The organism is Adlercreutzia faecimuris, from assembly GCF_022669055.1.
Classification (GTDB): Bacteria; Actinomycetota; Coriobacteriia; order Coriobacteriales; family Eggerthellaceae; genus Enterorhabdus; species Enterorhabdus faecimuris.
In genome coordinates, this window is record NZ_JAJMLW010000001.1 from 90,744 (window position 1) to 115,175 (window position 24,432).

At 69.4% G+C, this 24,432-nt stretch carries 21 protein-coding genes; 6 read left to right on the plus strand and 15 right to left on the minus strand.

All coding sequences use genetic code 11. The features are described 5' to 3' along the window. Positions 1 to 98 precede the first annotated feature (98 nt). Positions 99 to 1,454 (minus strand): diaminopimelate decarboxylase, encoded by a 1,356-nt coding sequence (gene lysA, locus LPT13_RS00370; RefSeq protein ID WP_242162413.1) that lies wholly within the window; start codon positions 1,452 to 1,454, stop codon positions 99 to 101. A 205-nt stretch (positions 1,455 to 1,659) separates the two neighbouring features. Here lysA and LPT13_RS00375 point away from each other — a divergent pair, with 205 nt between their 5' ends. Next, the gene (locus LPT13_RS00375; RefSeq protein ID WP_242162415.1) at positions 1,660 to 2,058 is read left to right on the plus strand and encodes a molybdenum cofactor biosynthesis protein MoaE; all 399 of its coding nucleotides are present in this window, start codon (positions 1,660 to 1,662) and stop codon (positions 2,056 to 2,058) included. 93 nt (positions 2,059 to 2,151) lie between these two features. Here LPT13_RS00375 and LPT13_RS00380 read toward each other — a convergent pair whose 3' ends face one another. Further along, on the minus strand, positions 2,152 to 3,561 hold the full coding sequence (locus LPT13_RS00380; RefSeq protein ID WP_242162417.1) for a helix-turn-helix domain-containing protein: 1,410 nt from the start codon (positions 3,559 to 3,561) through the stop codon (positions 2,152 to 2,154). 162 nt (positions 3,562 to 3,723) lie between these two features. Further along, positions 3,724 to 5,082 (minus strand): MmgE/PrpD family protein, encoded by a 1,359-nt coding sequence (locus LPT13_RS00385; protein ID WP_242162419.1) that lies wholly within the window; start codon positions 5,080 to 5,082, stop codon positions 3,724 to 3,726. Between the two features lie 524 nt (positions 5,083 to 5,606). On the opposite strand from LPT13_RS00385, the gene LPT13_RS00390 reads away from it, so the two are divergent. Both LPT13_RS00390 and LPT13_RS00395 read left to right on the plus strand, forming a co-directional pair. Continuing rightward, positions 5,607 to 6,884, plus strand: a complete 1,278-nt coding sequence (locus tag LPT13_RS00390) for an Mbeg1-like protein (RefSeq protein WP_242162421.1) — start codon at positions 5,607 to 5,609, stop codon at positions 6,882 to 6,884. Beyond that, the gene (locus tag LPT13_RS00395) at positions 6,881 to 7,813 is read left to right on the plus strand and encodes an SPFH domain-containing protein (RefSeq protein ID WP_242162422.1); all 933 of its coding nucleotides are present in this window, start codon (positions 6,881 to 6,883) and stop codon (positions 7,811 to 7,813) included. Before LPT13_RS00390 ends, LPT13_RS00395 begins: the two co-directional genes overlap by 4 nt. Positions 7,814 to 7,964: 151 nt before the next feature. Here LPT13_RS00395 and LPT13_RS00400 read toward each other — a convergent pair whose 3' ends face one another. The 4 genes from LPT13_RS00400 to LPT13_RS00415 form a co-directional block, all read right to left on the minus strand. Further along, complete coding sequence (locus LPT13_RS00400; protein WP_242162424.1) at positions 7,965 to 8,768, minus strand: hypothetical protein; 804 nt, start codon at positions 8,766 to 8,768, stop codon at positions 7,965 to 7,967. Between the two features lie 14 nt (positions 8,769 to 8,782). Continuing rightward, on the minus strand, positions 8,783 to 9,655 hold the full coding sequence (locus tag LPT13_RS00405) for a phosphoribosylaminoimidazolesuccinocarboxamide synthase (protein WP_242162426.1): 873 nt from the start codon (positions 9,653 to 9,655) through the stop codon (positions 8,783 to 8,785). A 182-nt stretch (positions 9,656 to 9,837) separates the two neighbouring features. Then, on the minus strand, positions 9,838 to 11,346 hold the full coding sequence (locus LPT13_RS00410) for a sensor histidine kinase (protein ID WP_242162428.1): 1,509 nt from the start codon (positions 11,344 to 11,346) through the stop codon (positions 9,838 to 9,840). Between the two features lie 9 nt (positions 11,347 to 11,355). Further along, entirely contained in the window at positions 11,356 to 12,066 is a 711-nt protein-coding gene (locus tag LPT13_RS00415) for a response regulator transcription factor (RefSeq protein ID WP_160708077.1), read from the minus strand. 158 nt (positions 12,067 to 12,224) lie between these two features. On the opposite strand from LPT13_RS00415, the gene LPT13_RS00420 reads away from it, so the two are divergent. Next, entirely contained in the window at positions 12,225 to 13,793 is a 1,569-nt protein-coding gene (locus tag LPT13_RS00420) for a Tat pathway signal protein (protein WP_242162430.1), read from the plus strand. 321 nt (positions 13,794 to 14,114) lie between these two features. Here the strand turns inward: LPT13_RS00420 and purB are convergent, their stop codons facing one another. The 8 genes from purB to LPT13_RS00460 all read right to left on the minus strand — a co-directional run bounded on the left by purB (position 14,115) and on the right by LPT13_RS00460 (position 22,279). Further along, positions 14,115 to 15,464, minus strand: a complete 1,350-nt coding sequence (purB, locus tag LPT13_RS00425; protein ID WP_242162432.1) for an adenylosuccinate lyase — start codon at positions 15,462 to 15,464, stop codon at positions 14,115 to 14,117. 48 nt (positions 15,465 to 15,512) lie between these two features. Continuing rightward, positions 15,513 to 16,184 carry a potassium channel family protein gene (locus LPT13_RS00430; RefSeq protein WP_242162434.1) on the minus strand — a complete coding sequence of 224 codons (672 nt, stop codon included), beginning with the start codon at positions 16,182 to 16,184 and terminating at the stop codon, positions 15,513 to 15,515. 60 nt (positions 16,185 to 16,244) lie between these two features. Next, on the minus strand, positions 16,245 to 16,907 hold the full coding sequence (locus LPT13_RS00435; protein ID WP_242162436.1) for a potassium channel family protein: 663 nt from the start codon (positions 16,905 to 16,907) through the stop codon (positions 16,245 to 16,247). A gap of 75 nt (positions 16,908 to 16,982) precedes the next feature. After that, complete coding sequence (locus tag LPT13_RS00440; RefSeq protein ID WP_242162438.1) at positions 16,983 to 17,771, minus strand: CMP-2-keto-3-deoxyoctulosonic acid synthetase; 789 nt, start codon at positions 17,769 to 17,771, stop codon at positions 16,983 to 16,985. A 318-nt stretch (positions 17,772 to 18,089) separates the two neighbouring features. Further along, positions 18,090 to 18,914 carry a hemolysin family protein gene (locus tag LPT13_RS00445; protein ID WP_242162440.1) on the minus strand — a complete coding sequence of 275 codons (825 nt, stop codon included), beginning with the start codon at positions 18,912 to 18,914 and terminating at the stop codon, positions 18,090 to 18,092. A gap of 13 nt (positions 18,915 to 18,927) precedes the next feature. Further along, positions 18,928 to 19,701 carry a PAQR family membrane homeostasis protein TrhA gene (gene trhA / locus LPT13_RS00450; protein ID WP_242162442.1) on the minus strand — a complete coding sequence of 258 codons (774 nt, stop codon included), beginning with the start codon at positions 19,699 to 19,701 and terminating at the stop codon, positions 18,928 to 18,930. 5 nt (positions 19,702 to 19,706) lie between these two features. Continuing rightward, positions 19,707 to 21,791 carry a PH domain-containing protein gene (locus tag LPT13_RS00455; protein WP_242162444.1) on the minus strand — a complete coding sequence of 695 codons (2,085 nt, stop codon included), beginning with the start codon at positions 21,789 to 21,791 and terminating at the stop codon, positions 19,707 to 19,709. Beyond that, positions 21,791 to 22,279, minus strand: a complete 489-nt coding sequence (locus LPT13_RS00460) for a PH domain-containing protein (RefSeq protein WP_242162446.1) — start codon at positions 22,277 to 22,279, stop codon at positions 21,791 to 21,793. Before LPT13_RS00460 ends, LPT13_RS00455 begins: the two co-directional genes overlap by 1 nt. A gap of 273 nt (positions 22,280 to 22,552) precedes the next feature. On the opposite strand from LPT13_RS00460, the gene LPT13_RS00465 reads away from it, so the two are divergent. Both LPT13_RS00465 and LPT13_RS00470 read left to right on the plus strand, forming a co-directional pair. Then, positions 22,553 to 23,221 (plus strand): response regulator transcription factor, encoded by a 669-nt coding sequence (locus LPT13_RS00465; protein ID WP_242162448.1) that lies wholly within the window; start codon positions 22,553 to 22,555, stop codon positions 23,219 to 23,221. Then, a complete protein-coding gene (locus LPT13_RS00470) occupies positions 23,218 to 24,345 on the plus strand; it encodes a sensor histidine kinase (RefSeq protein ID WP_242162450.1) in 1,128 nt (375 codons plus the stop codon). Before LPT13_RS00465 ends, LPT13_RS00470 begins: the two co-directional genes overlap by 4 nt. The last annotated feature ends 87 nt before the right edge of the window (positions 24,346 to 24,432 follow it).

Below are 24,432 nucleotides of genomic sequence, written 5' to 3' on the forward strand. Positions count from 1 at the left end.
CCGGTCGTCTCACTCGAATGCGCGCCGCGCGGGCGCGGGGCGGGCGGCCTCCTCTTCGCCGCCTTCCCCCTCATCGGCGGAGCGTGGCGCCCCAGCCGCTAGATGTCCCTCGCGTAGAGGTCATTATACGTCTCGCGACGCGTGACCACGCGGGCCTGGCCGTCGCGCACGAAGACCACCGCCGGGCGGGGCTGGCCGTTGTAGTTGCTAGCCATGGTCATGTTGTAGGCGCCGGTGCCGAACACGCACACGATGTCGCCCAGGTCCGGGTGCTGCAGCGGCATGTCGATGACCACGGCGTCGCCGCTCTCGCAGTGCTTGCCGCACAGGGTGACGATCTCGGTGCGCGGCTGGCCGGCCTTGTTGGCGATAACCGGCTCGTATTCCGCATGGTAGAGCGCCGTGCGGATGTTGTCGGACATGCCGCCGTCCACGGCCACGTACTTGCGGATGCCGGGCAGCGTCTTCAGGATGCCCACGGTGTACAGGGTGACGCCCGCGTTGGCCACCAGGCTGCGGCCCGGCTCCACCAGGAGGCGCGGCAGCGGCAGGTCGTGCTCGCCGCAGAAGTCGCGCACCGCCGCGCAGGTGACCTCGGCGAAGTCGTCGATGGAGGACGGCTCGTGGTCGGCCGTGTAGGCGATGCCCAGGCCGCCGCCCAGGTCGAGCTCCTCGATGAGGTAGCCGTAGCCGTCGCGGATGCGCGCCATGAACTCCACCATGACCTGCGCCGCCTCGCGGAAGGAGTGCAGCGCGAAGATCTGCGAGCCGATGTGGCAGTGCAGGCCCGCCAGGCGCACGTTCGGCGCGGCCAGCACGTCGGTCACGCACTTGTAGGCGAAGTCCTCCAGCATGGTGAAACCGAACTTCGAGTCCTCGCAGCCGGTGCGGATGTACTCGTGGGTGTCGGCCTCCACGCCCGGGGTGATGCGCATGTAGATGTCCTGCGTGACGCCCAGGCGCCCCGCTATCTCGGACACGCGCGCCAGCTCGATGCGGCTGTCGACGATGATACGGCCCACGCCGGCGGAGATGGCCTCCTCCAGCTCCTGCGGGGTCTTGTTGTTGCCGTGGACGAACACGCGCTCGGCGGGGAACCCGACGCTCTGGGCGCAGGCCAGCTCGCCGCCGCCCGACACGTCCAGGCACAGCCCCTCGCGCTCGGCCAGGCGCACGACCTCCTTGTTGAGGAACGCCTTGGACGCGTAGATGACGTCCGAGTTCTCGTAGCGGCTGCGGAAGGCGTCGCGGTACGCCTCCATGCGGCCCACCAGGTCGGCCTCGTCGAAGACGTAGAGTGCCGTGCCCTGCTCGCGGGCCAGCTCCACCATGTCGACGCCACCGATGAACAGGTGGTCGTCGCGCACCTCGGCGGTGCAGGGCAGCACCGCGCCCAGGTCCATGGTGGTGCGCTGGTCGGGCTGCTTGGTGAGGTCGGAGGCTGGGAGTGACATAGGGGCCCTTCTCTCGTAGCGCGGCGTCGCGCGCTGTGCCGCGCCGCGGCCGCCGCCGTGTCAAACCGATGTCCGCCCATGGTACCAAGGCCAATGTTTCAAGCGTCGAACAAGCAGGGCTTTCCGTATAATATTCGCGATAAACGTCCCCTGAACGCGCCTGACCCCGCGCACCGCGCGCCCCAGGCGGGAAGGAAGGAATACCATGGCGAAGACCGAACCCTCCGTCGACCAGTGGCTCAAGGAGGCCAAGGCCGATCCGGCGGCGGCCCAGTGCGGCATGTTCCTCACCCATAACGGCGTCGTGCGCATCACGCCCAAGAAGCAGGTGCGCGAGGGCGTCGAGGGCCTGGGCGATGTGGTAGCCGTCGAGTTCTCCTACGACGCCGAGGGCCTGGCCGCGGCCGAGGCCGAGGCGCTCACCTGGCCGGGCGTCTACTATGTGCGCACCTGGCTCAACGAGGGCCGCTGCGAGGTGGGCGACTCGCTCATGTACGTGCTCATCGGCGCCGACATCCGCCCCAACTGCATCGACGCGCTGCAGAAGCTGGTCGGCCACATCAAGAACGAGCTGGTGGTGGAGAAGGAGATCTTCGCCGACTAGCCGCCCACGCCGGCGCCCGCACGCGCACACGCACACGCTTGCCCGCACCCACGAGGGGCCCCGCGCCGCCAGCCGGCGCGGGGCCCCTCGCTTCTACCAGCCGGCGACGATGAGGCCGCGCTCGGCCGCCAGGTCGTTCACCGCGCGAATCTGGCGCGCGACCTGGCGCTGGACGGCGGCGATGAAACGCTCGTCGAGCGCGGGGTTCCACCCCAGCACCTCGGCGATGTCCTCCTCGAACCCGTCAAGCACCCCCGGGTCGTACCAGGAGAGGTCGTCGACCAGGGCCAGCTGCTGCGACGGGTACTCGCGGAAGGGATTGCTCTCCCACTGGTAGGGCCGCGCCTCCAGCTCGGCCGTGGTCGCGCGGCTGAAGAAGCCGCAGCCGTGGTCGTAGAGGGGGGCCACCCGGTAGCCGTCCAGGCTCTCCGCCGAGCGGATCAGCCCGAAGTTATGGGTGTGTCGATCGAAGTTGGCCATCAGGAAGTCGGCCACGATCATCTTGTCCACGGCGAGCTGGGCATCGGAAACGCCCAGCTCGCCGAGCGCTCGCAGGTATGCGCCGTGGAAGTCCCGCCCGCCGCTGATGCCGAACGCCGTGCGCACGTCCTCGGCAGCGATGAGCTCCTCGTCGGACGCGATCATGGTCGCGCACAGAGAGAAGGCACGGCCGCCCCGCTCCGTCAGCTCATAGGCCACGAAATCCCCTGACCCGAGCAGCCTTCCGAGCAGCCGCGTGGCCAGCACCTCGTTGTATGGCTCGCGGTTCTCGTTACCCGATCCCGCCTTCATCAGGCAGTCGACGCCGTCGCGACGCACCCAGGCCTTCCCCAGCATGCCGTTGGTGGCCGCATCGGGCGAGAACGTCGGCTTCGCGCCGACCGCCGGCGGAAGGCCGGCCAGCAGCGCATCGCCGAACGCCTCCTCGTAGCCGTTCTCGAAGTAGTTCACCTCGCGCCAATCCACGTCGGCATCCCGTGGCTTGAGCCAATACTGATCGGACAGGCTGAGGCCGAGCGACTCGAACATGAGATCGGAGGCTGACCGGGCGCCGAGGGCACGCAGGGCCGTCGCCAAGTTGGGGCGCACCGCGGGGATGGAGCGCGCCGCCAGCCAGGCGGCCAGATCGTAGCGGTTGGGCTTCCGGTCGATGCGCCCGACGCCGAGGGGGCGCCAGGCGATGCCCTCACGTTCCACCAGGTCGGCCGTCTCGCCCGTGCGATGGTTGTAGGTGAAGTCGAGCACCGCGTGATCACGGCTCATCAGCGTGTAGGCGCCCAGGTTGCCCGCGTCGCGCTCCCCCATCTTGGGGCGCCCCGCGTGCGTCGGCGCCGCCTGACGGCGCGCCACCGAGGCCTCGTCCACCATCCACGCACGGCCGAACTTCTCGGCCTTGAGCTGGCCTTCCGCTATGAGGGCGCCCACGCGCCGAGGGCTTACCCCCAGCCGTCGCGCCGCCTCCTGGGTGGTTATCAACGCCGCCTCCTCCTCGCAGACCTCCATCGTCTCGCCCAGTTTATCATTCTGAATACGGAATAGTTTATATCTTTGTAACTATAGAAAATTATTCCTTATGAGGAATGGTTTCTCGCGCATCCACATACGCGGAGGCCCGCGCCGCCAGCCGGCGCGGGGCCCCTCCGCGTTTGCCCGCCGGTGCAGGCGCTAGGCGGTCATCAGACTGGTGAGGCGGATGATGTCGGGGGACGCGTCCAGGCTACGGACGGCGGCGACCAGCGCGCGGGCCTGTTCGTCGGGGACGCAGCCCCGCTCAAGGTCGAGGAACTTCTCGATGGTGCCATCCCATCCGATGGGGTTGCCCAGGGTGCCGCGCGCGTTGTTCACCGTCTCCTGGTACACGGTGCCGTCCTTGAGGGTCACGGTCACGCGCGCCGGCGCAGCGCTCCCCGCCAGGTACGTGTCGTCCTCGTCTACCTCCCAGATGATGTTGCGACACAGCTCGCGCACGGCGGGGTCGCCCACCGCCTCCATCGTGTAGTCGTAGAAGCCGTTAGAGCCCCGCACCAGGCGCAGCGCGACGCCGAACTGGGCGCTGAACTGGGCTTGGGTGATGTCCTGCGGCTCGACGGTCCCGCCGATGTCGCGCGTCTCCCGCGGGCGCATCATCACGGCGACGGACGCGATGTCGTCAGCGGTGACGCCTCGCCGCCTTATCTTCTCGGCCGCGTCGATGGCCCCGTGCATGCCCGCGCAGCAGCAGTAGGGCTTCATGCCCACCTGCATGATCTTGTAGTCCGCGCCCAGCCCCTCGACGAGCTTGGCAGGGTCGCACTCCTCGTCGTCGGCGAAGGCGCGGATCCAGCCCTTCCTGCCCTCCAGCGCCTCAGTCGGCCCGGTGATGCCGAGCTGCGCGAGCAGCGCGGCGCGGACGCCGTTGCTGGCCGCCAAACCTGCGTTGACGCGCTTGACCGACCCGCCCGTGCAGGTGTGCTCGGTGATGCCGCTCGACTCGCTGGCGGCGATGCCCAGGGCGTTCGCCACCTGGTCTGCGGAAAGTCCCAGCAGCTTTGCCGCAGCCGCCGTCGCCCCGAAGGTGCCGGCGGCGGCCGTCTCGTGGAAGTGGCGCTCGTGCATCTTGCGGGCGGCATGGGCGCAGCGGATCATGACGTCGTAGCCGACGATGATGGCGCCGAGGACATCCTGCCCGCTCGCCAGCACGCGCTCGCCAACCGCCAGGGCCGCGGGGATGACGCACACGCCCGGGTGGCTGGTGGACGACTCGTCGTCATCGTCCATCTCGAACCCATGGCCGAACAGGCCGTTCGCGAACGCCGCCTTCTCCATGGAAGTCCGCGCGCCGTAGTACGCGATGGTGCTGTCGCCGCGCGCGCCGTCGGCCAGGGCGTAGCGGCAGGCGGCCTTCCCCCACGGCAGCGTCGCGAACGCCATCTGGCAGCCGATCTGGTCGAGCAGGTGCAGCTTCGCCTTGTCGATGACCTCGGCGGGCACCTCCGCCACGTCGAAGTCGGCGATGTAGTCCGCAAGCTGGCGCGTCTCGTTCATGGGATCCCCCTCCTCGTCGGTCGTAACACGCCCATTGTGCCGCGCCGCCCCGCCCCCGTCATGCGCCCGAGAGTATGAACCCGCGCTGCTGCCCCCCCATCGCGCCTCCGCTCGAAGGCTATAATCTCCCCATCCGTCCCCACCTCTGTCCTGCGGCTTTCGTTGGAATTCAGGTGATGCCTGTGACTCGCCAGCTCTCACCCCTCGCCGGGGGCGTCGCCCTCGTCGCGCTCGGGGGCATGATCGTCGCGGCCGCGCGCCATGCGGCGCGTGACGAGGAGGACGCAGCCGAACGCCGACGCGACGGATTGCCGCCCCGGCGACGCGCCGTCGACTGGCCGCCCGAGCCAGGGGACGACGAGCCCCCGCGCCACTGACCCCCCCCCACCGCGCATATCTCCGAATGCGTGCTTCGCGTTACGGTCTGCTGACTGGTGCGGGGCGGGCGGGGGCGCGGCGGGCGGGGCGCTTACACTGGGAAGCTGAGAGAATCGGTCAGCTTCCCGTGAATGCGAGTTCCCGCCATGCCCTATCTGCTCGACTACCTGGACACCCAGTTCGCCACCTTCGAGCGCGAGCCCTTCAACCCGCTCGACGCCGCCGCGCTCACCCAGTTCGCCATGGTGCGCGGCAAGGGCGTCATCCCCGCCCTCCACGAGCGCGCCGACTTCGCCGACGTACGCACCGTCGTCCGCAACGCTCTGGGCCCGCGGCGGCGCCCGGCTCACTTCTGCGACCTGCTGCGCGCCGAGGACTTCCCCACCATGTTCACCGGCCTCGACCCCGACCGCCTCAAGCAGAACCTCTTCGCCCTGGCCGCGAGCCCCCGGTTCCGCGCCATGACGGCGTCGGCCTACCTGAGCCTGTTCGACGTCGAGCGCGAGACGCAGTTCGCCGCCGTCACGCTCACCTACAAGCGCGACTTCGCCTTCATCGGCTTCCGCGGCACCGACACGTCGCGCACCGGCTGGAAGGAGGACTTCAACATGACGTTCTCCGCCCCGGTGCCGGCCCAGGAGCAGGCCCTGCGTTACCTGGAGACCATGGCGCCGCACCTGCCGCGGCGCATCTACCTGGGCGGCCATTCCAAGGGCGGCAACCTGGCCGAGTACGCCGCGCTCAAGGCCAGCCCCGCCGTGCAGGAGCGGCTGGAGCGCGTGTTCATCCTGGACGGCCCCGGCTTCAAGGACGGCCTGTTCACGGCCGAGGACTACGCGCCGGTGCTGGGGAAGCTGCACAAGGTGGTGCCCGAGAGCTCGCTGGTGGGCATCCTGCTGGACTCCCAGGCGCCCCTGCGAGTGGCGCCCAGCAGCGCCAAGGGCATCGCGCAGCACTCGGTGTTCACCTGGGAGGTCGACGACGGCGACCACGACTTCCGCTATCTGGACGACCTGCCCGACGCCACCAAGGACACCGCCGCCACGCTGCGGGTGTGGCTCTCGCGCTACGACGACGCCGAGCGCCAGCAGGTGGTCGAGGCGCTGTTCCGCGCCATCGACGCGTCGGGGGCCGAGGACGCCCTGGACTTCCTGGCCGGCGGCCCGCACGCGCTGGGCCTGCTGACCAACGCCGCGCTGCGGGTGGACGGCGCCGACCGCGCGGTGGTCTTCGACGCGGTGCGCAGCTACGTGGAGGTGTCGGCCAACGTCGCCGCCGCCAACGCCGGCCGGGCCGCGCAGGGCGCCGCCATCACCGCCCAGGCCGTCGGCGAGGTGGTGGGAGAGATGATCGGCGAGGCCGTGGGCGGCGCCCTCGATCGGGTACAATCAGGTAGATCCCCCAAGGAACGGAGGCTGCCGTGATAACCCTTATCGTCATCGTCGTCCTGCTCGCCCTGCTCGGCTGGATGAGCCTGTTCATCGTTCCCCAGCAGAAGGCGGTCATCATCGAGCGCCTGGGCAAGTTCAACCGCGTCACCGGCGCGGGCCTGCGGGTGAAGATTCCGCTCATCGAGGTCATCGCCGCCCGCGTCGACCTGCGCACCCGCCAGGAGGAGTTCGCCATCGACGCCAAGACGCGCGACAACGTGACCGTCACCATGGCCATCGCCGCGCAGTACCGCGTGAGCACAGCGCCCGGCGCCACGCCGCAGCAGTCCGGCATCTACCGCAGCTACTACATGCTGGCCAACCCCGTGTCGCAGATGCGGTCGTACCTGATCGACGCGCTGCGCTCGTCGGTGCCGCAGTACACGCTCGACGAGGTGTTCGACAAGAAGGACGCCATCGCGTCGGACGTGAACCGCACCGTGTCCGACCTCATGGTCGACTACGGCTACGATGTGGTGTCCACCCTCATCACGTCCATCGACCTGCCCGCCGACGTGGAGCAGTCGATGAACCGCATCAACTCCGCCCAGCGTGAGAAGGAGGCGGCCCAGTCGCTCGCCGAGGCCGAGCGCATCAAGGTGGTCACCGAGGCCCGCGCCCGCGCCGAGGCCATGGAGCAGGCCGGCCGCGGCATCGCCGCCCAGCGCAAGGCCATCGCCGACGGCATCTCCGAGTCGCTGGCCGTCATCAAGAGCTCGGGCGTGTCGGCCGCCGAGGCCAACCAGCTGTTCATCTTCACGCAGTGGACCGACATGATGAGCGAGTTCGCCCGCAACGGCCGCCAGGCCACCGTCGTGCTGCCGAGCGACTTCTCGCAGACGGCGTCCATGTTCGAGCAGATGCTCGTCGCCCAGAAGACCGAGGACGAAGCCGAGTTCGTCATCGTGGAGGAAGAGGCCTAGGGGCCGCCCCCTCCCCTGCCGCCAGGCGCCCGGCCGGCGCGCTGCGCGCTGTGCCTGGCGGGCGCCGGCCGCGCCGGCCAGCGCCGCGCAAACACGAGGGCCCCGCAAGCCGAGCTTGCGGGGCCCTCTCACGTCAGACGGAAAGCGGGCGCTACTTGGCGTCGGCCGGCTCGGCGTCGGCGTCAGCGGCGTTCTCGGCGGCGGCCTTCTCGGCCTTCTTCGCAGCTTTCTCGGCGGCGCGCTCGGCCTTCTCGGCGGCCTTCTCCTCGTTCATCTTCTCACGATTCGACAGGCGGAACCCGCTGCCGAACAGCCCGCGGCGCTTGGGCTTGTCGTCGCCCTCGGCCTTGGCCTCCTCCTCGGCCGCGGCAGCCTCGGCGGCATGGGCCTCGGCGGCCGCCTGCTGCACCTTGGGGTTGCGGCTCGCCTTCTTGCCCGAGCCCTTCTTGGCCTGAGCCGCCTGGGACGCGGCGCGGGCGGCGGCGCGCTCCTCCTTCTTCTGCTTCGCCTCCAGGGCCACCATGCGCTCCTGGTACTTGCGGCGCTCCTTGCGGATCTTGGAGAAGTCGACGTAGAACGCGGCGATGATCAGCGCGTACGCAACCAGGATGATGGCCATGGACGCGCCGTCGCCCAGCGGCTCGCGCAGGAAGAACGACGACGCCGTGCAGACGATGGCGCCGGCCAGCAGGCCCCACCACAGGCGGCGCAGGCGCTTGTACTCCTTGGTGTCGGGGTTGTAGTACTTGCGGTCGAGCTGGCGCTGCTCGTCCTGGGCCTTGCGGCGCGCGGCCTTGGCCTCGGCCTTCTTCTGCTGCGGCGTCTTGGTGGAGGCCTGCACCACCACCGAGGCCGCGGCCTTGCTCTTGGGCTTGGCCGACGCGGCGCTCTTACGCGTCTTGCCCTGGTGATCCTCGGACTGGTAACGCTCGTTCATCGGGTTTCGCTGGGACATGATTCTCCTTGGGTCTATCGCTCGAAGGCGCGGCCGGTTATCGCCTCGTAGGCCTGAATGTACTTCTCGGACGTGGCGTCGATGACGTCCTGGGGCAGGCGCGGCGGCGCGCCGGTCCTATCCCAGTTGGCGTTCAGCCAGTCGCGGACGAACTGCTTGTCGAAGCTGGGCTGGTCGACGCCCTCCTCGTAGGTGGCGGCGGGCCAGAAGCGCGACGAGTCGGGCGTGAGCGCCTCGTCGGCCAGGACGATCTTGCCGTCGACGACACCGAACTCGAACTTGGTGTCGGCGATGATGACGCCCCTCTCGGCGGCGCGCTCGGCGGCGGCCTGGTACACGCGCACGGCCAGGTCACGCAGGGCGGTCGCCTCGTCGGTGCCGATCAGCTCGGCGCAGCGCTCGAAGCTGATGGGCTCGTCGTGGTCGCCGACCGCGGCCTTGGTCGAGGGCGTGAAGAGGGGCTCGGGCAGCTTCGCCGCATTGGCCAGGCCCTGCGGCACCTCGATGCCGCAGACGGTTCCCTCGCGCTGGTACTCGTCCCAGCCGCTGCCGGCCAGGTAGCCGCGCACGACGCACTCGATGGGGAACATCTTCGCCTTGCGCACCAGCATGAAGCGGCCCCGCAGATAGTCGGCGTAGGGCTGGAACTCCTCGGGCAGGTCGGCCACGTCGGCGGAGATGAGGTGGTTGTCCACCACGTCACCCAAAAGGTCGAACCAGAAGCACGACAGCTGCGTGAGCACCTGGCCCTTGTGGGGGATCTCATCGTCGAGGATGTAGTCGAACGCCGATATGCGGTCCGAGGCGACCAGCAAGAGCCTGTCGCCCAGATCGTACAGATCGCGAACCTTGCCCTGGGCATCGGGCTTGATGTCGACTCCCGCCATGATGGACCTTCCCTCTCGGCTCCTATGCTGCGCGCACGCGCAAAAAGTCATTATCGCGCAAGAAGCCCGGGGGAGCGGCACAATGCCGGTATTTTTCGCAAGAGATGCGAGGAAGGGGCGATGAGCGCGGGAGGCGGGGGCAAGGCGCGGGGCGCGCAGCTCCGCACGCACCGCCTCCCGCGCTAGCCGATCTTGCCGCTGTTGTGGGCCTTGGCCTTTCCCTGCTTGGCGGCGCGGGCCTGCTTGGCGGCCTCCTTGGCCTGGGCCTTCTCGCGGGTGCGGGCGCGCTCCTCGTCGTAGAGGGGGATGTGGATGGTGAAGCAGGCGCCCTTGCCCTTCTCGCCCTCCACCTGCACCCAGCCGCCGTGCCGGTCGACGATCTCCTTCACCACGGCCAGGCCCACGCCCAAGCCGCCACTCTCGCGGGTGCGGCCGGCGTCGGCGCGCCAGAAGCGCGAGAACACCATCTTCGCCTCCTCGCGCGACAGCCCGATGCCGGTGTCCTGCACCGCGATGGACGCCATGATGTCGCCCTTGCGCACGCGCACGTCGATGGAGCCGCCCTCGGGGGTGTAGCGAACGGCGTTGGAGATGAGGTTGGCCGTGGCCTGGCGGATCATGTCGGGGTCGCCCATCACGTACACGTCGGGCTGCGCCTCGTAGTTCAGGGTGAGGCCGGAATCGGCCACGAACATCTCGTGGGTGACGACGATGCCCTCGATGAGCTCGCCGACGTTGACGACCTCCTCCTTCATGGGGTTGGCGCGGTTCTCGAGCCGCGACAGGCGCAGCAGCGCGTCGACCAGGCGCGACAGGCGCTGAACCTCGGAGTTCACCGTCACCAGGCGCTCCTCGTCGGCCTCGTAGACGCCGTCGACCATCGCCTCGACCGTGGCCTGGATGGCCATGAGGGGCGTGCGCAGCTCGTGGGCCACGTCGGTGGTGAGGCGCCGCTCGAGCATGCGATCCTTCTCCACCGAGTCGGCCATGGCGTCGAACGTCTCGCCCAGGCGCGCGATCTCGTCCTCGCCGTGCAGCTCGGTGCGGGCCGACAGGTCGCCCTCCTTGATGGCGCGGGCCGTGGTGGTCATGCGGTTGATGGGCGCCACCAGGTTGCGCGCGAAGAGGAAGCCGATGCACGAGGCCAGGCCGATGGCGACCAGGGCGGCGATGCCCATGGCCTGGTACGAGTTGTCGCGGAACTCCTGGTCAGGCTGGCGCATGAGCGTATCAGACCCGTACACCCAGATGCGCACCGAGCCCACCACCACGTTGTCCACCTCGATGTTGGCCATGGCGATCTGCGAGGCGTCGGTCGGCTCGAACGAGCGCTGGATGCCGTCGGCTTCCTCGTTGATGACGATGGACGAGTCGAACGGCGTGCCGCCGCCCGCGTCGATAACCTTCACGCCCACGCCCGTGGTCATCTCCACCACCTGGGCGGCGGGCTTGGTGGTCTCGGGGTTCCACAGGTCCCCCGTGCGCTTGTAGATGGTCGCGATGCGCTGGGCCGTGAGATGGGCCGTGTTGCGCATGTTGTCGGTGGTGTAGGTCTGGAAGTGCTGCTCCCACACGAATGACACCACGCCGATGGCCACGAGCGCCGTCATGGCGGCGATCAGAGCGAACGCCAGCGTGACACGCGTGGTGTAGGAGAAGCTCGACCAGGCGAACTTCCGCTTGCCTTCCACGGGGCCGCCTTACGAGGCGCTCTTGGTGGGATCCTCGAAGCGGTAGCCGACGCCGTGGACGGTGTGCAGCCACTTGGGGCTGCGCGGGTTGTCGCCGATCTTCGCGCGGAGGTTCTTCACGTGCGAGTCGATGGTGCGCTCGTAGCCCTCGAAGTCGTAGCCGAGCACCTTCTCGACCAGCTCCATGCGGGAATAGACGCGACCCGGGTAGCGCGACAGCGTGGTAAGCAGCTTGAACTCGCTGGCCGTGAGGTCGATCTCCTCACCGGAGACGAGCACCTTGTGGCCGGATACGTCGATGGTGAGCTCGCCGAACTCGAGCACCTCGCGCTGAGGCTCGGAATCGGCGTGCACGCGGCGCAGCAGCGCGCGGGCGCGGGCCACCAGCTCGCGGGGGCTGAAGGGCTTCACCAGGTAGTCGTCGGCGCCCAGCTCCAGGCCGATGATGCGGTCTTCCACCTCGCCCTTGGCCGTGAGCATGATGATCGGCACGTCGGAGGTGTCGCGGATGACGCGGCAGACGCGCTCGCCCGGCACGCGGGGCAGCATGAGGTCGAGGATGACCAGGTCGAAGTGGTGCTTCTGGAATTCCTCCAGCGCCTCCTGCCCGTCGCCGACGGCGGTGACCCAGTAGTTCTCGCGCTCGAGGTAGGCGGTGACGGCGTCACGGATGGCCTTCTCATCCTCCACGAGGAGGATGCGGCGGGTTTCGTTGCTCATGGTGATATGCTCTCCTCAGGTTCTCGTCCGGGCTCATGGCAGCTGCCCCGCGAGCACCGCGGAGCGGCGTAAGTTACCAGTAAGGTCGTGTTTGCGTTTATTGTAGCAATTGCCCGGAAGGGGCCTGGCACCTGTGCGTGAAATGACACAATAGCGCCATGCCACAGAAGAGGACCAAGCACGTGCGCGCGTCGGCCTCGCCCTCCCGCCGCTCCGCCGGCACCAGGCCCCGCGCCGCGTCTGCCGCCCCCCGGGGCGGCCATAGCAAAAACCCCATAGCCGCCGGCCCCAGCGCCGCCCGCGCCAGCCGCTCCCGCGCGGCCCATCGCACTGCGCCCAAGGCGGCCCCCCAGCGCCGCAACGCGGCGGACGGCTCCGCCGGCGAGGGCGCGCACGTCACCCTGCCCGGCGGCCGCGAGGTGCTGCTGACGCGCCGCCACTTCCTCTACGGCGCCGCCGGCCTGGCGGCCCTAGCCGTCTTGGGCGGCGGAGGCTACGCGGCGTCCAAGGCCGCGTCGTCGAGCGGCGGCGGGGTGTCCACGCTGAAGGTGCCCGAGAGCGCTGTCTTCACGTCCGAGGACTGCGAGCAGATCGAGGATTCCGCCACCGTCATGGGCCTCATGGTCGCCAAGGAGCTGCCCTACGGCAGCCTGGTGTGGGCCAGCGACGACACGGTGGCCGCCTGCCTCATGCCCACCGACCAGGGCCGCCCGCTGTCCACCGTCGGGCTGCTGTCCCTGACATCGGGCACCGTGAGCACCGTGCTCAAGCAGGCCGTCGGCCAGGACGAGGGCTTCGAGGTGTATGACGTGCGCGCCTGCGCCCGCGGCATGGTGTGGGCCGAGGCCGACATCCTCGACGGGCTGTGGCGCGTCTACGCCGCCCCGGGCGACGGCGCCTCCATCGGCACCCCCGTGCTGCTGGAGGAGGGCACCACCGACTGGGAGATGCCCACGCTGGCCGCCTCCGGCGACTACGCTTGGTGGCAGGTGCTCCCGCGGCTCGACGGGCCCAAGAAGACCGAGGCGTCGCTCCTCAAGCGGGCGGCCTTCGGCAGCTCCCAGGTCGAGGAGGCCTACTCGTCCAACGGCCGCATGTGCGCGCCCCCCTGCGCGGTGGAAGGCGGCGTTGTCATCACGCCACGCGCCGACACGAACGGCACGTACTACCAGCTCACGCGCCTGGACGCCGCCACCGCCGAGGTCACCGACGCCGTGGTGCTCCCCTCCTCCATGCGCCCGCTCGAGGCCGGCTACGGGCCCACCGGGTTCAGCTTCGCCTTCGACGCCATCTACAACTACGGCGACGGCATCAAGAACCTGGGCACCTACGTGCCGGCGTCCCCCGTCACCGTGAGCGCGCCCGCCGCGCCCGAGGACGACGACGGGAAGGCCGACACCTCGCCGCTGCGCGCCCTGGACGCCGCCGGCGCGGCCGCCTACGGCGATGCGCCATGGTTCCGCTTCCCGCGCACCCCCACTGCGCCGCCGGCGTGGTGCGGCAAGTGGTTCATGGTGAAGTCGACGCGCGCCGTGTGCGGCATCGACCCCGCCACCAAGCGCTACTTCACGCTGGACGTGAAGAACGGCACCGACGACTACGGCGACTACCTGGCCTCCACCGGCAGCGGCAGCCGCGTGGTCACCTTCTCGAACATCGACTACACCCCCCTCGAGGGCGACCCCCAGAAGCACTGCCTCGTCCGCGTCTGGTCCCCCGTCGAATAGCCCCGGAGCGCCCCAACGCCACACCCTGTCACACCGCGCCCCGCTCGACGACACGATGGGGCGCAGCTTCACGTTGCAAAATGGCCGGAATCGACGGTTTGACGACAGCAGGTCTTGCGCTCGCTGGGCGGGAATCGGCGTATCCCCAGGTCACGGGCTTCAGCCTCGGCGCTGTTGGCGGCGGGGCGGCCCGGAAGGGGCCCTTTTCGGCCCCAAAGCGTCGTCAAACCGTCGATTCCGGCCATTTTAGAAAGAAGTGCTGCACAAAAAAGGAGGGCCGGCGGATGCCGGCCCTCCTCTGGGTGCGGGGTGCGCGGGGGATTAGAACTCCAGCCCCTCCAGCCTCTGGAAGACCGTGTCGATGCGGGTGAGGAAGTCCCAGGGGTCGAAGATCTCGTCGAGCTTGGCGGGGGGCAGCAGCGCGGCGGCCTCGTCGTCGGCCTCGAGGCGCTCGCGGTAGGTGGGGCCGTCGACGGCGTTCTGGATGTCCTCCCACACCTTCATGGCGTTGCGCTGCACGATGACGTAGGCGTCCTCGCGCGTGAGCCCGGCGTCCACCAGGGCCAGCAGCACCTTCGAGCTGAAGATGAGGCCCTTGGTGCGCCACAGGTTGTGCTCCATCTTGGCCGGGTAGACCTGGAGCCCGTCGAGCATCCACTGCATCTTGCCGAACATGTAGTCGAGCGCCGTGAAGCTGTCGGCCAGGGCCACGCGCTCGGCGCCGCTGTGCGAGATGTCGCGCTCGTACCACAGCGCCACGTCGTCGAAGGCCACCTGCGCGTTGGCCTTCACCACGCGGGCCAGGCCGCAGACGCGCTCGGCCGTGATGGGGTTGCGCTTGTGCGGCATGGCCGAGGAGCCCTTCTGCCCCTTGGCGAAGGGCTCCTCGGCCTCGATCACGTCGGACTGCTGGAGCAGGCGCACCTGCAGCGCGATGGACTCAAGGGTGGAGGCCGTCACCGCCAGGGCCGCCATGACCTGGGCGTGGCGGTCGCGGGCGAGCACCTGGGTGGACAGCGGGTCGGAGGTGAGGCCCATCTTCTCGCACACGTACTGCTCGACGTAGGGGTCGATGGACGAGTAGGTGCCCACCGCGCCGGAGATGGCGCCCGTCGCGGCCACCTCGCGCGCCTGCTCCATGCGCGTGAGGGCGCGCTTGAGGGCCCAGGCCCAGCTGCCGAACTTCATGCCGAAGGTCATGGGCTCGGCGTGGATGCCGTGGGTGCGGCCCACGCACAGCGTGTCCTTGAACTCGAAGGCGCGGCGCCTGCACGTCTCGCCGAGGGCGCGGATGTCCTCGATGATGAGGTCGCACGCCTGCGTGACCTGGTAGGACAGCGCCGTGTCGCCCAGGTCGGACGAGGTCATGCCGTAGTGGACCCAGCGGCTCGGCTTGTCCCGCCCCTCCGGCACGTCGGCGTCGATGTAGCCGGCCATGCAGGTGGTGAAGGCGATGACGTCGTGGTTGGTGACCTTCTCGATCTCGTCGATCTCCTCGACGGTGAAGTCGGCGTGGTCGCGGATCCACTGCGCCTCCTCGCGCGTGATGCCCGCCTGGCCCAGCTCTGCCTGGGCCTCGCAGGCCAGCACCTCGATCTCCTTCCAGATGGCGAACTTGTTCTGAAGCTCCCAGATGCGGCCCATCTCCGGGCGGGTGTAGCGGTTGATCATGCGGAGGCGATCCCTTCTCTTGCTTGCCGGCGGGGAAAGAGTACCACGTCAGAGCCCGCGGAACATGGCGCGGACGTCGTCGAGGACGTCGTTGTCGGCCACGACGATGGCCTTGTCACCCGGATAGAGCACCAGGTCCTCGCTGGCCACCTCCACGTCGTCCTTGGTGGCGACGGCGGCGATGAGCGAGCCCTCGGGCATGGGGATGGAGTCGAGCACGATGCCGGCCTCGTTGGAGTGGTGCCTCATGCGCGGCACCACCACCTCGGTGAGCGCCACGTTGCCGTGGGTGAGCGATGACACGACGCTGACCGACCCGAGCAGGGCCTCCTCCTCGACGAGGTTGGCGATGAGGGTGGTGGACGACACGCACTCGATGCCCACCTCGCGGAAGATGCGCAGGTTCTTCGGGTTGTTCACGCGGGCGATGCAGCGCGGCACGTTGAACACGCGCTGGGCGATCTCGCACGACACCAGGTTGTTGTCGTCCTGGCCGGTGGTGGCCACGAACACGTCGGCCTGGCGGATGCCCGCGTCCTCCTGGTAGCGCGAGTCGCAGCCGTCGCCGTGGATGACCAGGTAGCTGCCCTCCAGCTCCACCGACAGGCGGTCGGCCGTGGCCAGCTTCTCCTCGATGACGGCCACCTCGTTGCCGCTGCGCAGCAGCACCGTGGCCAAGTACGACCCGATCTTGCCGCCGCCGGAGATAACGATGTACATGGGGGCTCCTCCCGATGGGGCCCTGCGAGGCGGCCCGCCGCGCGCGGGCGCCCGCCGGGCCTAGTCCTGGATATACTTGCTGAACGCGCCGATGAGGTCGTGGTGGACGCAAGCGAGCACCGTGTCGCCGGCATAGAGCACCGAGTCGGGCGTGGGGATGGACGACGCCGACCCGTCGGCGCGCTCGAAGGCGACGATGCACACCTCGTGGTCGCGCTCCATCTCGGACACGCGGATGGTCTTGGAGTTCTCGCGCCAGGACAGGTCGAGCGAGAAGCGCAGCACCTCGAACTCGCCGAACGTCTCGATATGGGCTCCGTGGCCCGAGACGATCTTGCTGAACACGTCCTCGGCCACCAGCGACGTGCCGCACACGTAGTCGATGCCGAGCTGCATGTAGGCGCGCTCGTGGTCGGGGTTGTACAGGCGCGCGATGACGTGGGGCACGTCGAACAGGCGGCTGGCCACCTCGGCGCACATGAGGTTGGCGTTGTCGAACTGGGTGACGGCGGCCAGCACGTCGCATTCCTCGACGCCGGCGCGCATCAGCACGTCCTCGTCGAAGCCGACGCCCTGGATGGTCGAGCCGTTGAAGTTGCGGCCCAGGTTGGCGAAGGCGTCGGCCGAGCGGTCGATCACGCACACGTTGCTGCCGTTATCGGACAGCATGTTGGCCAGCTGCGAGCCCACGCGCCCGCATCCGATGACGATGACGTTGCTCATTCGCATCCTCTTCCACGAAAAAAGAGCTCGGAATCATCCGAGCCCCCTCAGTATAGTGCCCCGTTGCGCGCGAGCCTAGATCTTGCCCATCTCGTTGCGGGTGTCACGGTACCAGTTGTCGTAGTTCGGCGGGCAGTACTTCATGGCGTTGGCGTAGCTGATGGTGTAGCCGTAGCCGTTGGCCAGGCCCTTCACGTGCGCGCGGATGGCGGAATCCCAGTCAGACCACGCGGACTGGCCCCAGCCCCAGGCGTTGTAGGGGCTGAAGCACACCGAGCCGCGAGTGCTCTCGGTGTTGGAGATGGCGGGCGACCAGCGGGGATCCACCCCATAGTCCCACGCGGCGGTGGCGAAGGTCTCGCCGTGGCCGGCCAGGGGGAACCCGGCCAGGTAGTCGTTGATGCGGTCGGTCCATTCGGCGATGAAGGCGTCGCGGCCCATGGAGAAGTCGACGTCGGCGACGGGCAGGCTGCCGTAGCGGGCCAGGTAGGCGGCCTTGGCGTCGGCGACCTGCTGCAGGCACGCCTTCTCCTTGGCGATGCGCTCCTGCTCGGCCGCGATGCGCGCGGCCTCTTCCTCGGCCTCAATCTCCTGGTAACCCTGGGACACGTCGCGCTGGGCGCCGGACTGGATGGCGAGCCCCTCGGACACGGCGGGCGCGGCCGCCTGGGTGGGGGCGTCGCTCACCTGGAGGACGACGGCGTCGCTCGTGCCGCCCAGGCCGAAGGAGGTGGCGTCGGCCCCGGCGCTGCCGGCCGACGCGATGCCGAAGCCGAAGCAGCCGGCGGCGAACAGCGAGGCGCAGGCGACCGCGGCGAACACGCCGACGAAGCCCCTCCCCGTGTTTTTACGCCTAGCGACCATTCGCCTCAGCCTCTCCCTTTCCCTAAACCTAAGCGCACACGACCAACCGCCCGTGGGCGGTGACAGCGTGTTAGGTTGGGTGTGGGTGTGCTGCCGAACGGCTCGATATGCGTTTTTCAGTACTCCGTATTCTACCGTAGGAGGGCGCCCGGGGCCAAAACCTGATGGTAACGATTCATGTTTTGTTCGCTTGACAAACGCAGTCGGCTAAGAGTGCGCAGGTGAGAGCGCCACGGTTTTCGCGGCCTGCGAACGCGTCTCCACAACTTTCCCGCAGGGCGCCGCCAGTCGCCGTCGGCGAGCGGCGGCGGGGGCGCACTAGCGCTTGGTGACGCGGATGGTCGAGATGCGCGAGCGGCGCATCTTCTCTATCTTGAAGGAGAAGCCGTCCACCTCGAACTCGTCGCCGGTCTTGGGCACGAAGTCGAGCGTGTCCATGAGCCAGCCGGCGATGGTCTCGTAGTCGTCGGACTCGGCCACCGGCCAGCCCAGCTCGAGCGCGTCGTCCACCGGCAGGCCACCGTCGGCGCGCCAGCTGCCGGGGCCCAGCAGCGTCACCGGGTCGCGGTCGCGGTCGGTCTCGTCGATGATCTCGCCGACGATCTCCTCCACGATGTCCTCCACCGTGATGAGGCCGTCGGTGCCGCCGTACTCGTCCACCACGATGGCCATCTGCTGGCGCTGCTCCTGCATCTCGGAGAGCAGCGGGATGACGTCCTTGGTCTCGGGCACGAACATGGGCTCGTACATGAACTTGGTCACCGGGTCGTCGATGCGGCCGTCCATGAGCGGGCCGATGAGATCCTTGTAGTGCACGATGCCCACGATGGCGTCCATGTCGTCGTGGTACACCGGCAGCCGCGAATAACCGGTTCCGCGCATGCGCTCCAGGGCGGCGCGGCCCGTCTCGGCGTCCTCCACCAAGATCATGTCGACGCGGGGCTTCATGATCTCGCGGGCCGTCAGGTCGCGCAGGTCGAGGATGTCGTGGATCATGCGCTTCTCGTCATCGAGCAGCTCGCCCGCGCCGGCCACCATGTCCTTGATCTCCTCCTCGGACACGGGCTGGTGGCGCCCGACGCCGAAGAAGTCGAGGAATCCCCTCTTGTCAGCGGTCTTTTCCGTTGCCTTGTCTTTGTCCATGGTCGCCTTTTCGCTAGATCACAAACAGGATGATGGAGAGGAACTGCAGCACGCTGCCCGCCAGCACGAAGACGTGGAAGACGGAGTGCATGTAGGGAACCTTCTTCAGCACGTAGAAGACGGCGCCCACGGTGTAGCTGATGCCGCCCGCCGCCAGGAGCCAGAAGCCCGGCGCGGCCAAAAGCTCCCACAGCTGCGGGAGGAAGAACACGACGCTCCAGCCCAGCAGCACGTAGAGCAGCGCCGACACCCAGCGGGGCCGAAACGTCCAGAACGCCTCGCAGGCGATGCCCGCGATGGTGACCGCCCACACGAACACGGCCAGCCACACGCCGCCGACCTGACCGAGCGTGACCAGGCAGAAGGGCGTGTAGGAACCGGCGATGAGCAGGTAGATGCAGCTGTGGTCGAGCACCTTGAACACGCGCTTGGCGCCCTCGTGGGCGATGGCGTGGTAGAGGGTGGACATGAGGTACTCGAGCAGAAGCGAGATGCCGTAGACGAGCGCCGCGAACAGGAGGATGCCGCCGCCGTCCATGACCGACTTGACGATGAGCACCACGAGGGCCGCCACGGCCAGGCAGGCGCCGATGCCGTGGGTGACGGAGTTGGCGATCTCCTCGCCGAGGGTGTACTCGCGCGCGCTGCGCTTGGCGCGCCGGCCGCCCGTCGCGGGAGCCGGCACCGAGCCGCCCGACGCGGGGGCGCCGGCGGGGGCCACCGTCAGGTAGGCCTTGGACGAGCGGCTACTTCGGCCGCCCGCCTTATCCGCGGAAGATTTGCTCATGGGGGCTACTGTAGCACATTTCCCCCCGGTTTGAGCCATGCGAGCCAGGCGCGGGCGTCTTCCTCCCCCACGTCGATCAGGCGGATGGTGGTGCCGCCCACGCCCGCGGCGGTGCGGGCCGAGAGGGTGGCCGTGCGGGCCAGGCGCTGGAAGGGATTGGTCTTGGTCGTGCCGAACTGGATCTTCTGCCGCGGGAAGCTGACCGTCTCACGCGAGATGCCGCCGTTGGACACCTGCATGAAGCGCTCGTTCACGGCGAAGCTCGACTCGCGGAACCACAGCACGGTGCCCACCGCGTCGACGACGAGCAGCACGAGCGCGAACAGGTAGCCCACGAGGCAGCCGCCGTCGAGGTAGGGCAGCGCCCAGGCCTCCTCCGGCGCCTCGGTCGCGATGAGCAGGTGCAGCCCCACCTGGCAGATGAGCACGACGACCGCCAGCCAGAAGCCCGAGCCCTGCCACAGGCAGCGGCGGATAAGGCCGCGGCGCAGGGCCACGGGGGCCACGCGATGGGCGTCGGTGGGCAGGCCCGAGAACTCGGGCACCAGGCCGGTGAGGATGTCGGGCACGCGGGACGTCTTCACGAAGGGGTGGATGACCAGGACGCCCTGGTTGACCGAGTTCTGGTTGCTATCGCCCTCGGCCATGGCGTCGATCTTGCCGAGCGACACCTCGCAGCAGCCCATGAGGCGCCGGACGAAGCCCTGCTTGATGATGACCGACTGCACGCGGTCGATGCTCACGCCCTGGAACTGGTGCTGGAGCAGGCCGCGCTCCACCTCGATGCGGTCGTCGCGCCGGCGGGCGTGGAAGCCGCCGTAGGACAGGCACGAGCCGAGAGCCGACAGCAGCCACAGGACGAGCGAGCCGCCGATGAACGCGGCGAAGATCACCGCCGCCAGGCCGCCGGCCGCCGGACCCGACGCCGCGGACACCACGGCGTCCACCGCCGCGTCGCCCGAGCCGGGGATGAGGTCGAACAGCACGTCGGCGAACTGCCCGACGGCGCCCATGATGGCCACGATGACCACCACGAAGGCCGTGTTGTTGGAGAAGCCGGTGAGCAGCAGCTCCTTGTTGGTGAGGCCGTACTCGTAGGTGACGCGGCCGGTGTCGACGGCGGTGCCAGCGAACAGGCCTCCCACGTCGTCCCACACGCCGGCCGGCATGTCGAGCACGTTGCCGGGCTGGGCGCCGGGGGCCTGGGGCGCGGCGGCCGCGGCGGGGTAGGCGCCAGCGGCGGCCGGGTAGGCGGGCTGGGCGCCGGGCGCGGCGGGCGCGCCGGGCACCGGGCGCGCGACGGGCATGGCGGCCGCGACGGCCTGAGCCGGGAAGGCGGCCGGGTCGCCCCCGGCGGCGAGCCACTGCTTACGGGCGAACAGCCCCGCGCGCAGGACCTCGGCCTGCTGCTTGGCCAGGTAGGGCACGATGACGGCCTTGTTGTTGGCGCCGCCGGCCGTGTCGATGGACACGGTGCACACGCCGAAGACGCGCTGGAGCAGCGTCGCCTTCTGGTCGACCGACTGGATGCGCTGGTAGGGCACGTGGACGCGCTTCTTCGAGATCACGCCGCTGTAGAGGTTGAACTCCTCGGGGCCCAGCTGGTACCACAGGTTGCGGTACGCGAGCCAGTGGATGAGGAAGATGACGGCCATGACCGCCACGAAGCCGCCCGCGGCCACGGCGATGGCCACGAAGACGCCGAACCCGAAGTCCACGCCGGCGGTCGCGCGCTGGATGCCGGAGATGAGGCTGGCGATGGACGAGAACGCCGAGACGGCTATCGCGAACAGCACGGCCACGCCCGCGCGCAGGCCGCCCAGCCAGATGTAGCTGTGGTGCACGTGCTGCCGCGGCTCCTCGCCGGCGGGCGCGGGGGCCGGCTGCGCGAGCGCGGGCGGCTGCACGGGCGCGGGCGCGGCGGTCGGAGCAGCGGCGGACCGCACGGACGCGGCGGGCGCGGCCACCGGAGCGGGCGCGGGCGCGGCGGTCGGAGCAGCGGCAGACCGCACAGGCGCAGGCTGCACGGGCGCGGCCGGCGGCTCGGCGGCGGAGCCCCCGAAGGCGCGCTTGGAGTTGTTCTCCGCCATCACACGTCCTCCCGGGCCAGGCGGGCCAGCTCGGCGGCGCGGTCGCGCAGCTCGTCGGCCGCGGCCACGTCCAGGCCGGGAATCTCATGGGCGCCGGCAGCGGTGGACACGGTCACGCTCGACAGGCCGAAGGCCCGCATGATGGGGCCCTGCTTGGTGTCGGTGTTCTGCACGCGGATGAACGGGATGATGAAGCGCTTGCGCCACACGATGCCGCGCGCGATGTCGAGGTACTCGGGCGAGAGCTCGTAGCGCCAGCGCATGTAGCGGATGGGCGGCAGCACCACGACGAACAGGATGAGCAGCACCGCGAAGGCGATGGCGATGCCGGCGAGCACCATGAGCAGCCAGGGCTCGGGCTCGACGAGCGTGGCGATGCCGAAGGGAACGAAGCAGCACAGGAACACGACGGCGATCCAGATGGCGTCGTTGATGCGCCACACGTTCTTTATGCGCGGGTCCAGCTGGTTGGAGGGAAGCTCTCTCATCCCCGGTTCCTTTCCTCGGAAAAACTTCGGGAACCATAGTAAGCGTCTTTGGCGGGCGCGCAACCAACCTTAAAGGTTTCTTCAGGGCGCGGGGGCGGCCGGGCGCCCCCGCGAGCGCGCGCGACAGCCGCCGCGGACGAGCGTGTCCTCGGCGCGCTTTCGAGGGAGAGGGCGGGCCGAGGGGCGCGGGGCGGAGGCGGGGCTTACTTTTGCGTAAGGTTCGCGGGGACGCGGGGCGGCAGGGTACAATGGGCGCGATCGGAGGGAGGGGCCGTGAGCCGCATCTACATCATCGAGGACGACGAGGCGCTGCGCACCGAGCTGGCGCACCTGCTGGAGCTGCAGGGGTTCTCGGTGGCGTGCTGCACCTCCTTCGGCACCGCGGCGGCCCAGGCCCTGGCCGCAGGCCCCGACTGCGTGGTGCTCGACCTCAAGCTGCCCGGCACCGACGGCCACGGCATCTGCCGCGACATCCGCGCGAGAAGCGACGTGCCCATCATCATGCTCACCTCGTCCGAGAGCGAGTTCGACGAGGTCATGGGCATGAACCTGGGCGCCGACGACTACGTGACCAAGCCCTACTCCCCCGCCGTGCTCATCGCGCGCATCCAGTCGGTCATCCGCCGCAGCTCGGCCGGGCGCGACGAGCTGGTCATCGAGCATGGCGGCGTGCGGCTCGACGTCGGCGCCGGCGCCGTGTCCTTCGGCGGCCGCACGACCGAGCTCACGCGCAACGAGCTGCGGATCCTCCACATCCTCATGCGCAACCCCGGGATGGTCATCAGCCGCCAGGAGATCATGTGCGAGCTGTGGGAATCCGACGCCTTCATCGACGACAACACCCTCACCGTGAACGTGAACCGCCTGCGCAAGAAGCTCGGGTCGCTCGGCGTGCCCGAGGACTTCCTCGCCACCCGCCGCGGCCAGGGATACCAGGTATGAGCGACGCGCAGGACGCCCGCGGCGCCCGTCTGCCCTGGCGCCGCGCCGACGAGGACGACCTCGCGTCAGGCCCCGACCGCTTCGGCCCCGGCGCCTACCTCGTCGACCGCGCGGCGACCCTGGGCATCCTCGCGTTCTGCCTGCTGGGCACCGCCTGCATGCTGCTGCCCCTGGGCGTGAGCGTGCAGGGGACGCTGCTGGTGGTGGGGTTCATCGCCCTGTGCGCCGGCACCGCCCTCACCCTGGACTACCGCCGGCGCGCCCGGTTCTACCGCGAGGCCGCCGACCTGGTGCGCGAGCTGCGCAGCGCCGGCCACTTCCCCGCGCTCATCGCCGAGCCGCCCTTCCTGGAGGGCCGCATCGCCTACCAGGTGGCCGGGGGAATCGCGCAGCTGGCCAACGCCGAGACGGGCGACGCCCAGGCCAGCGCCCAGAACTACCGCGAGTACGTGGAGCTGTGGATCCACGAGACGAAGACGCCCATCGCCGCAGCCAAGCTGATGCTGGCCAGCATGCACGGCGCCCAGGCCGCCAAGCTCTCGCGCGAGCTGGAGCGCATCGAGTCCCAGGTGGAGCAGGCGCTCTACTACGCGCGATCCACGTCGCTGTCCAACGACTACGCCATCCGCGAGGTGTGCCTGGCCGCCGCCGTGCGCGAGGCGTGCAAGAAGAACGCGCGCTTCCTCATCGAGCGATCGGTGGCGCCCGACATCGACATCCCCGAGGCGCGCCGCGTGCTGGCCGACGAGCCGTGGCTCGTGTTCATCCTGGGCCAGGTGGTGGTGAACGCGGCGAAGTACGGCGCGTCGACCATCGCCTTCACCGCGCGGGTGGAAGAGGAGGGCACGCCGCACGAGCGCACGGTGCTGGAGGTGCGCGACGACGGCCGCGGCATCCCGGCGGCGGACGTGCCGCGCGTGTTCGAGCGGGGCTTCACCGGCGCCAACGGGCGCGACCAGGGCTCGGCCACCGGCATGGGGCTGTACCTGGTGGCGCTCATGTGCGAGCGCATGGGGCTCGGCGTGGGCCTGGCCAGCGAGGAGGGCACCGGCACCCGCGTGCTGCTGTCGTTCCCCCACGACCGCCGCCGGGCGATGACGCCCCCCCCCCCCGTCCGCCGTTGACGCGATGACCAGCCCCGATGCCGGCGACGCGGCGCGCACGGCCAACCTGACAAAGTCGTAAGCCAGGCGTAAGCGGCTTCGATGGCA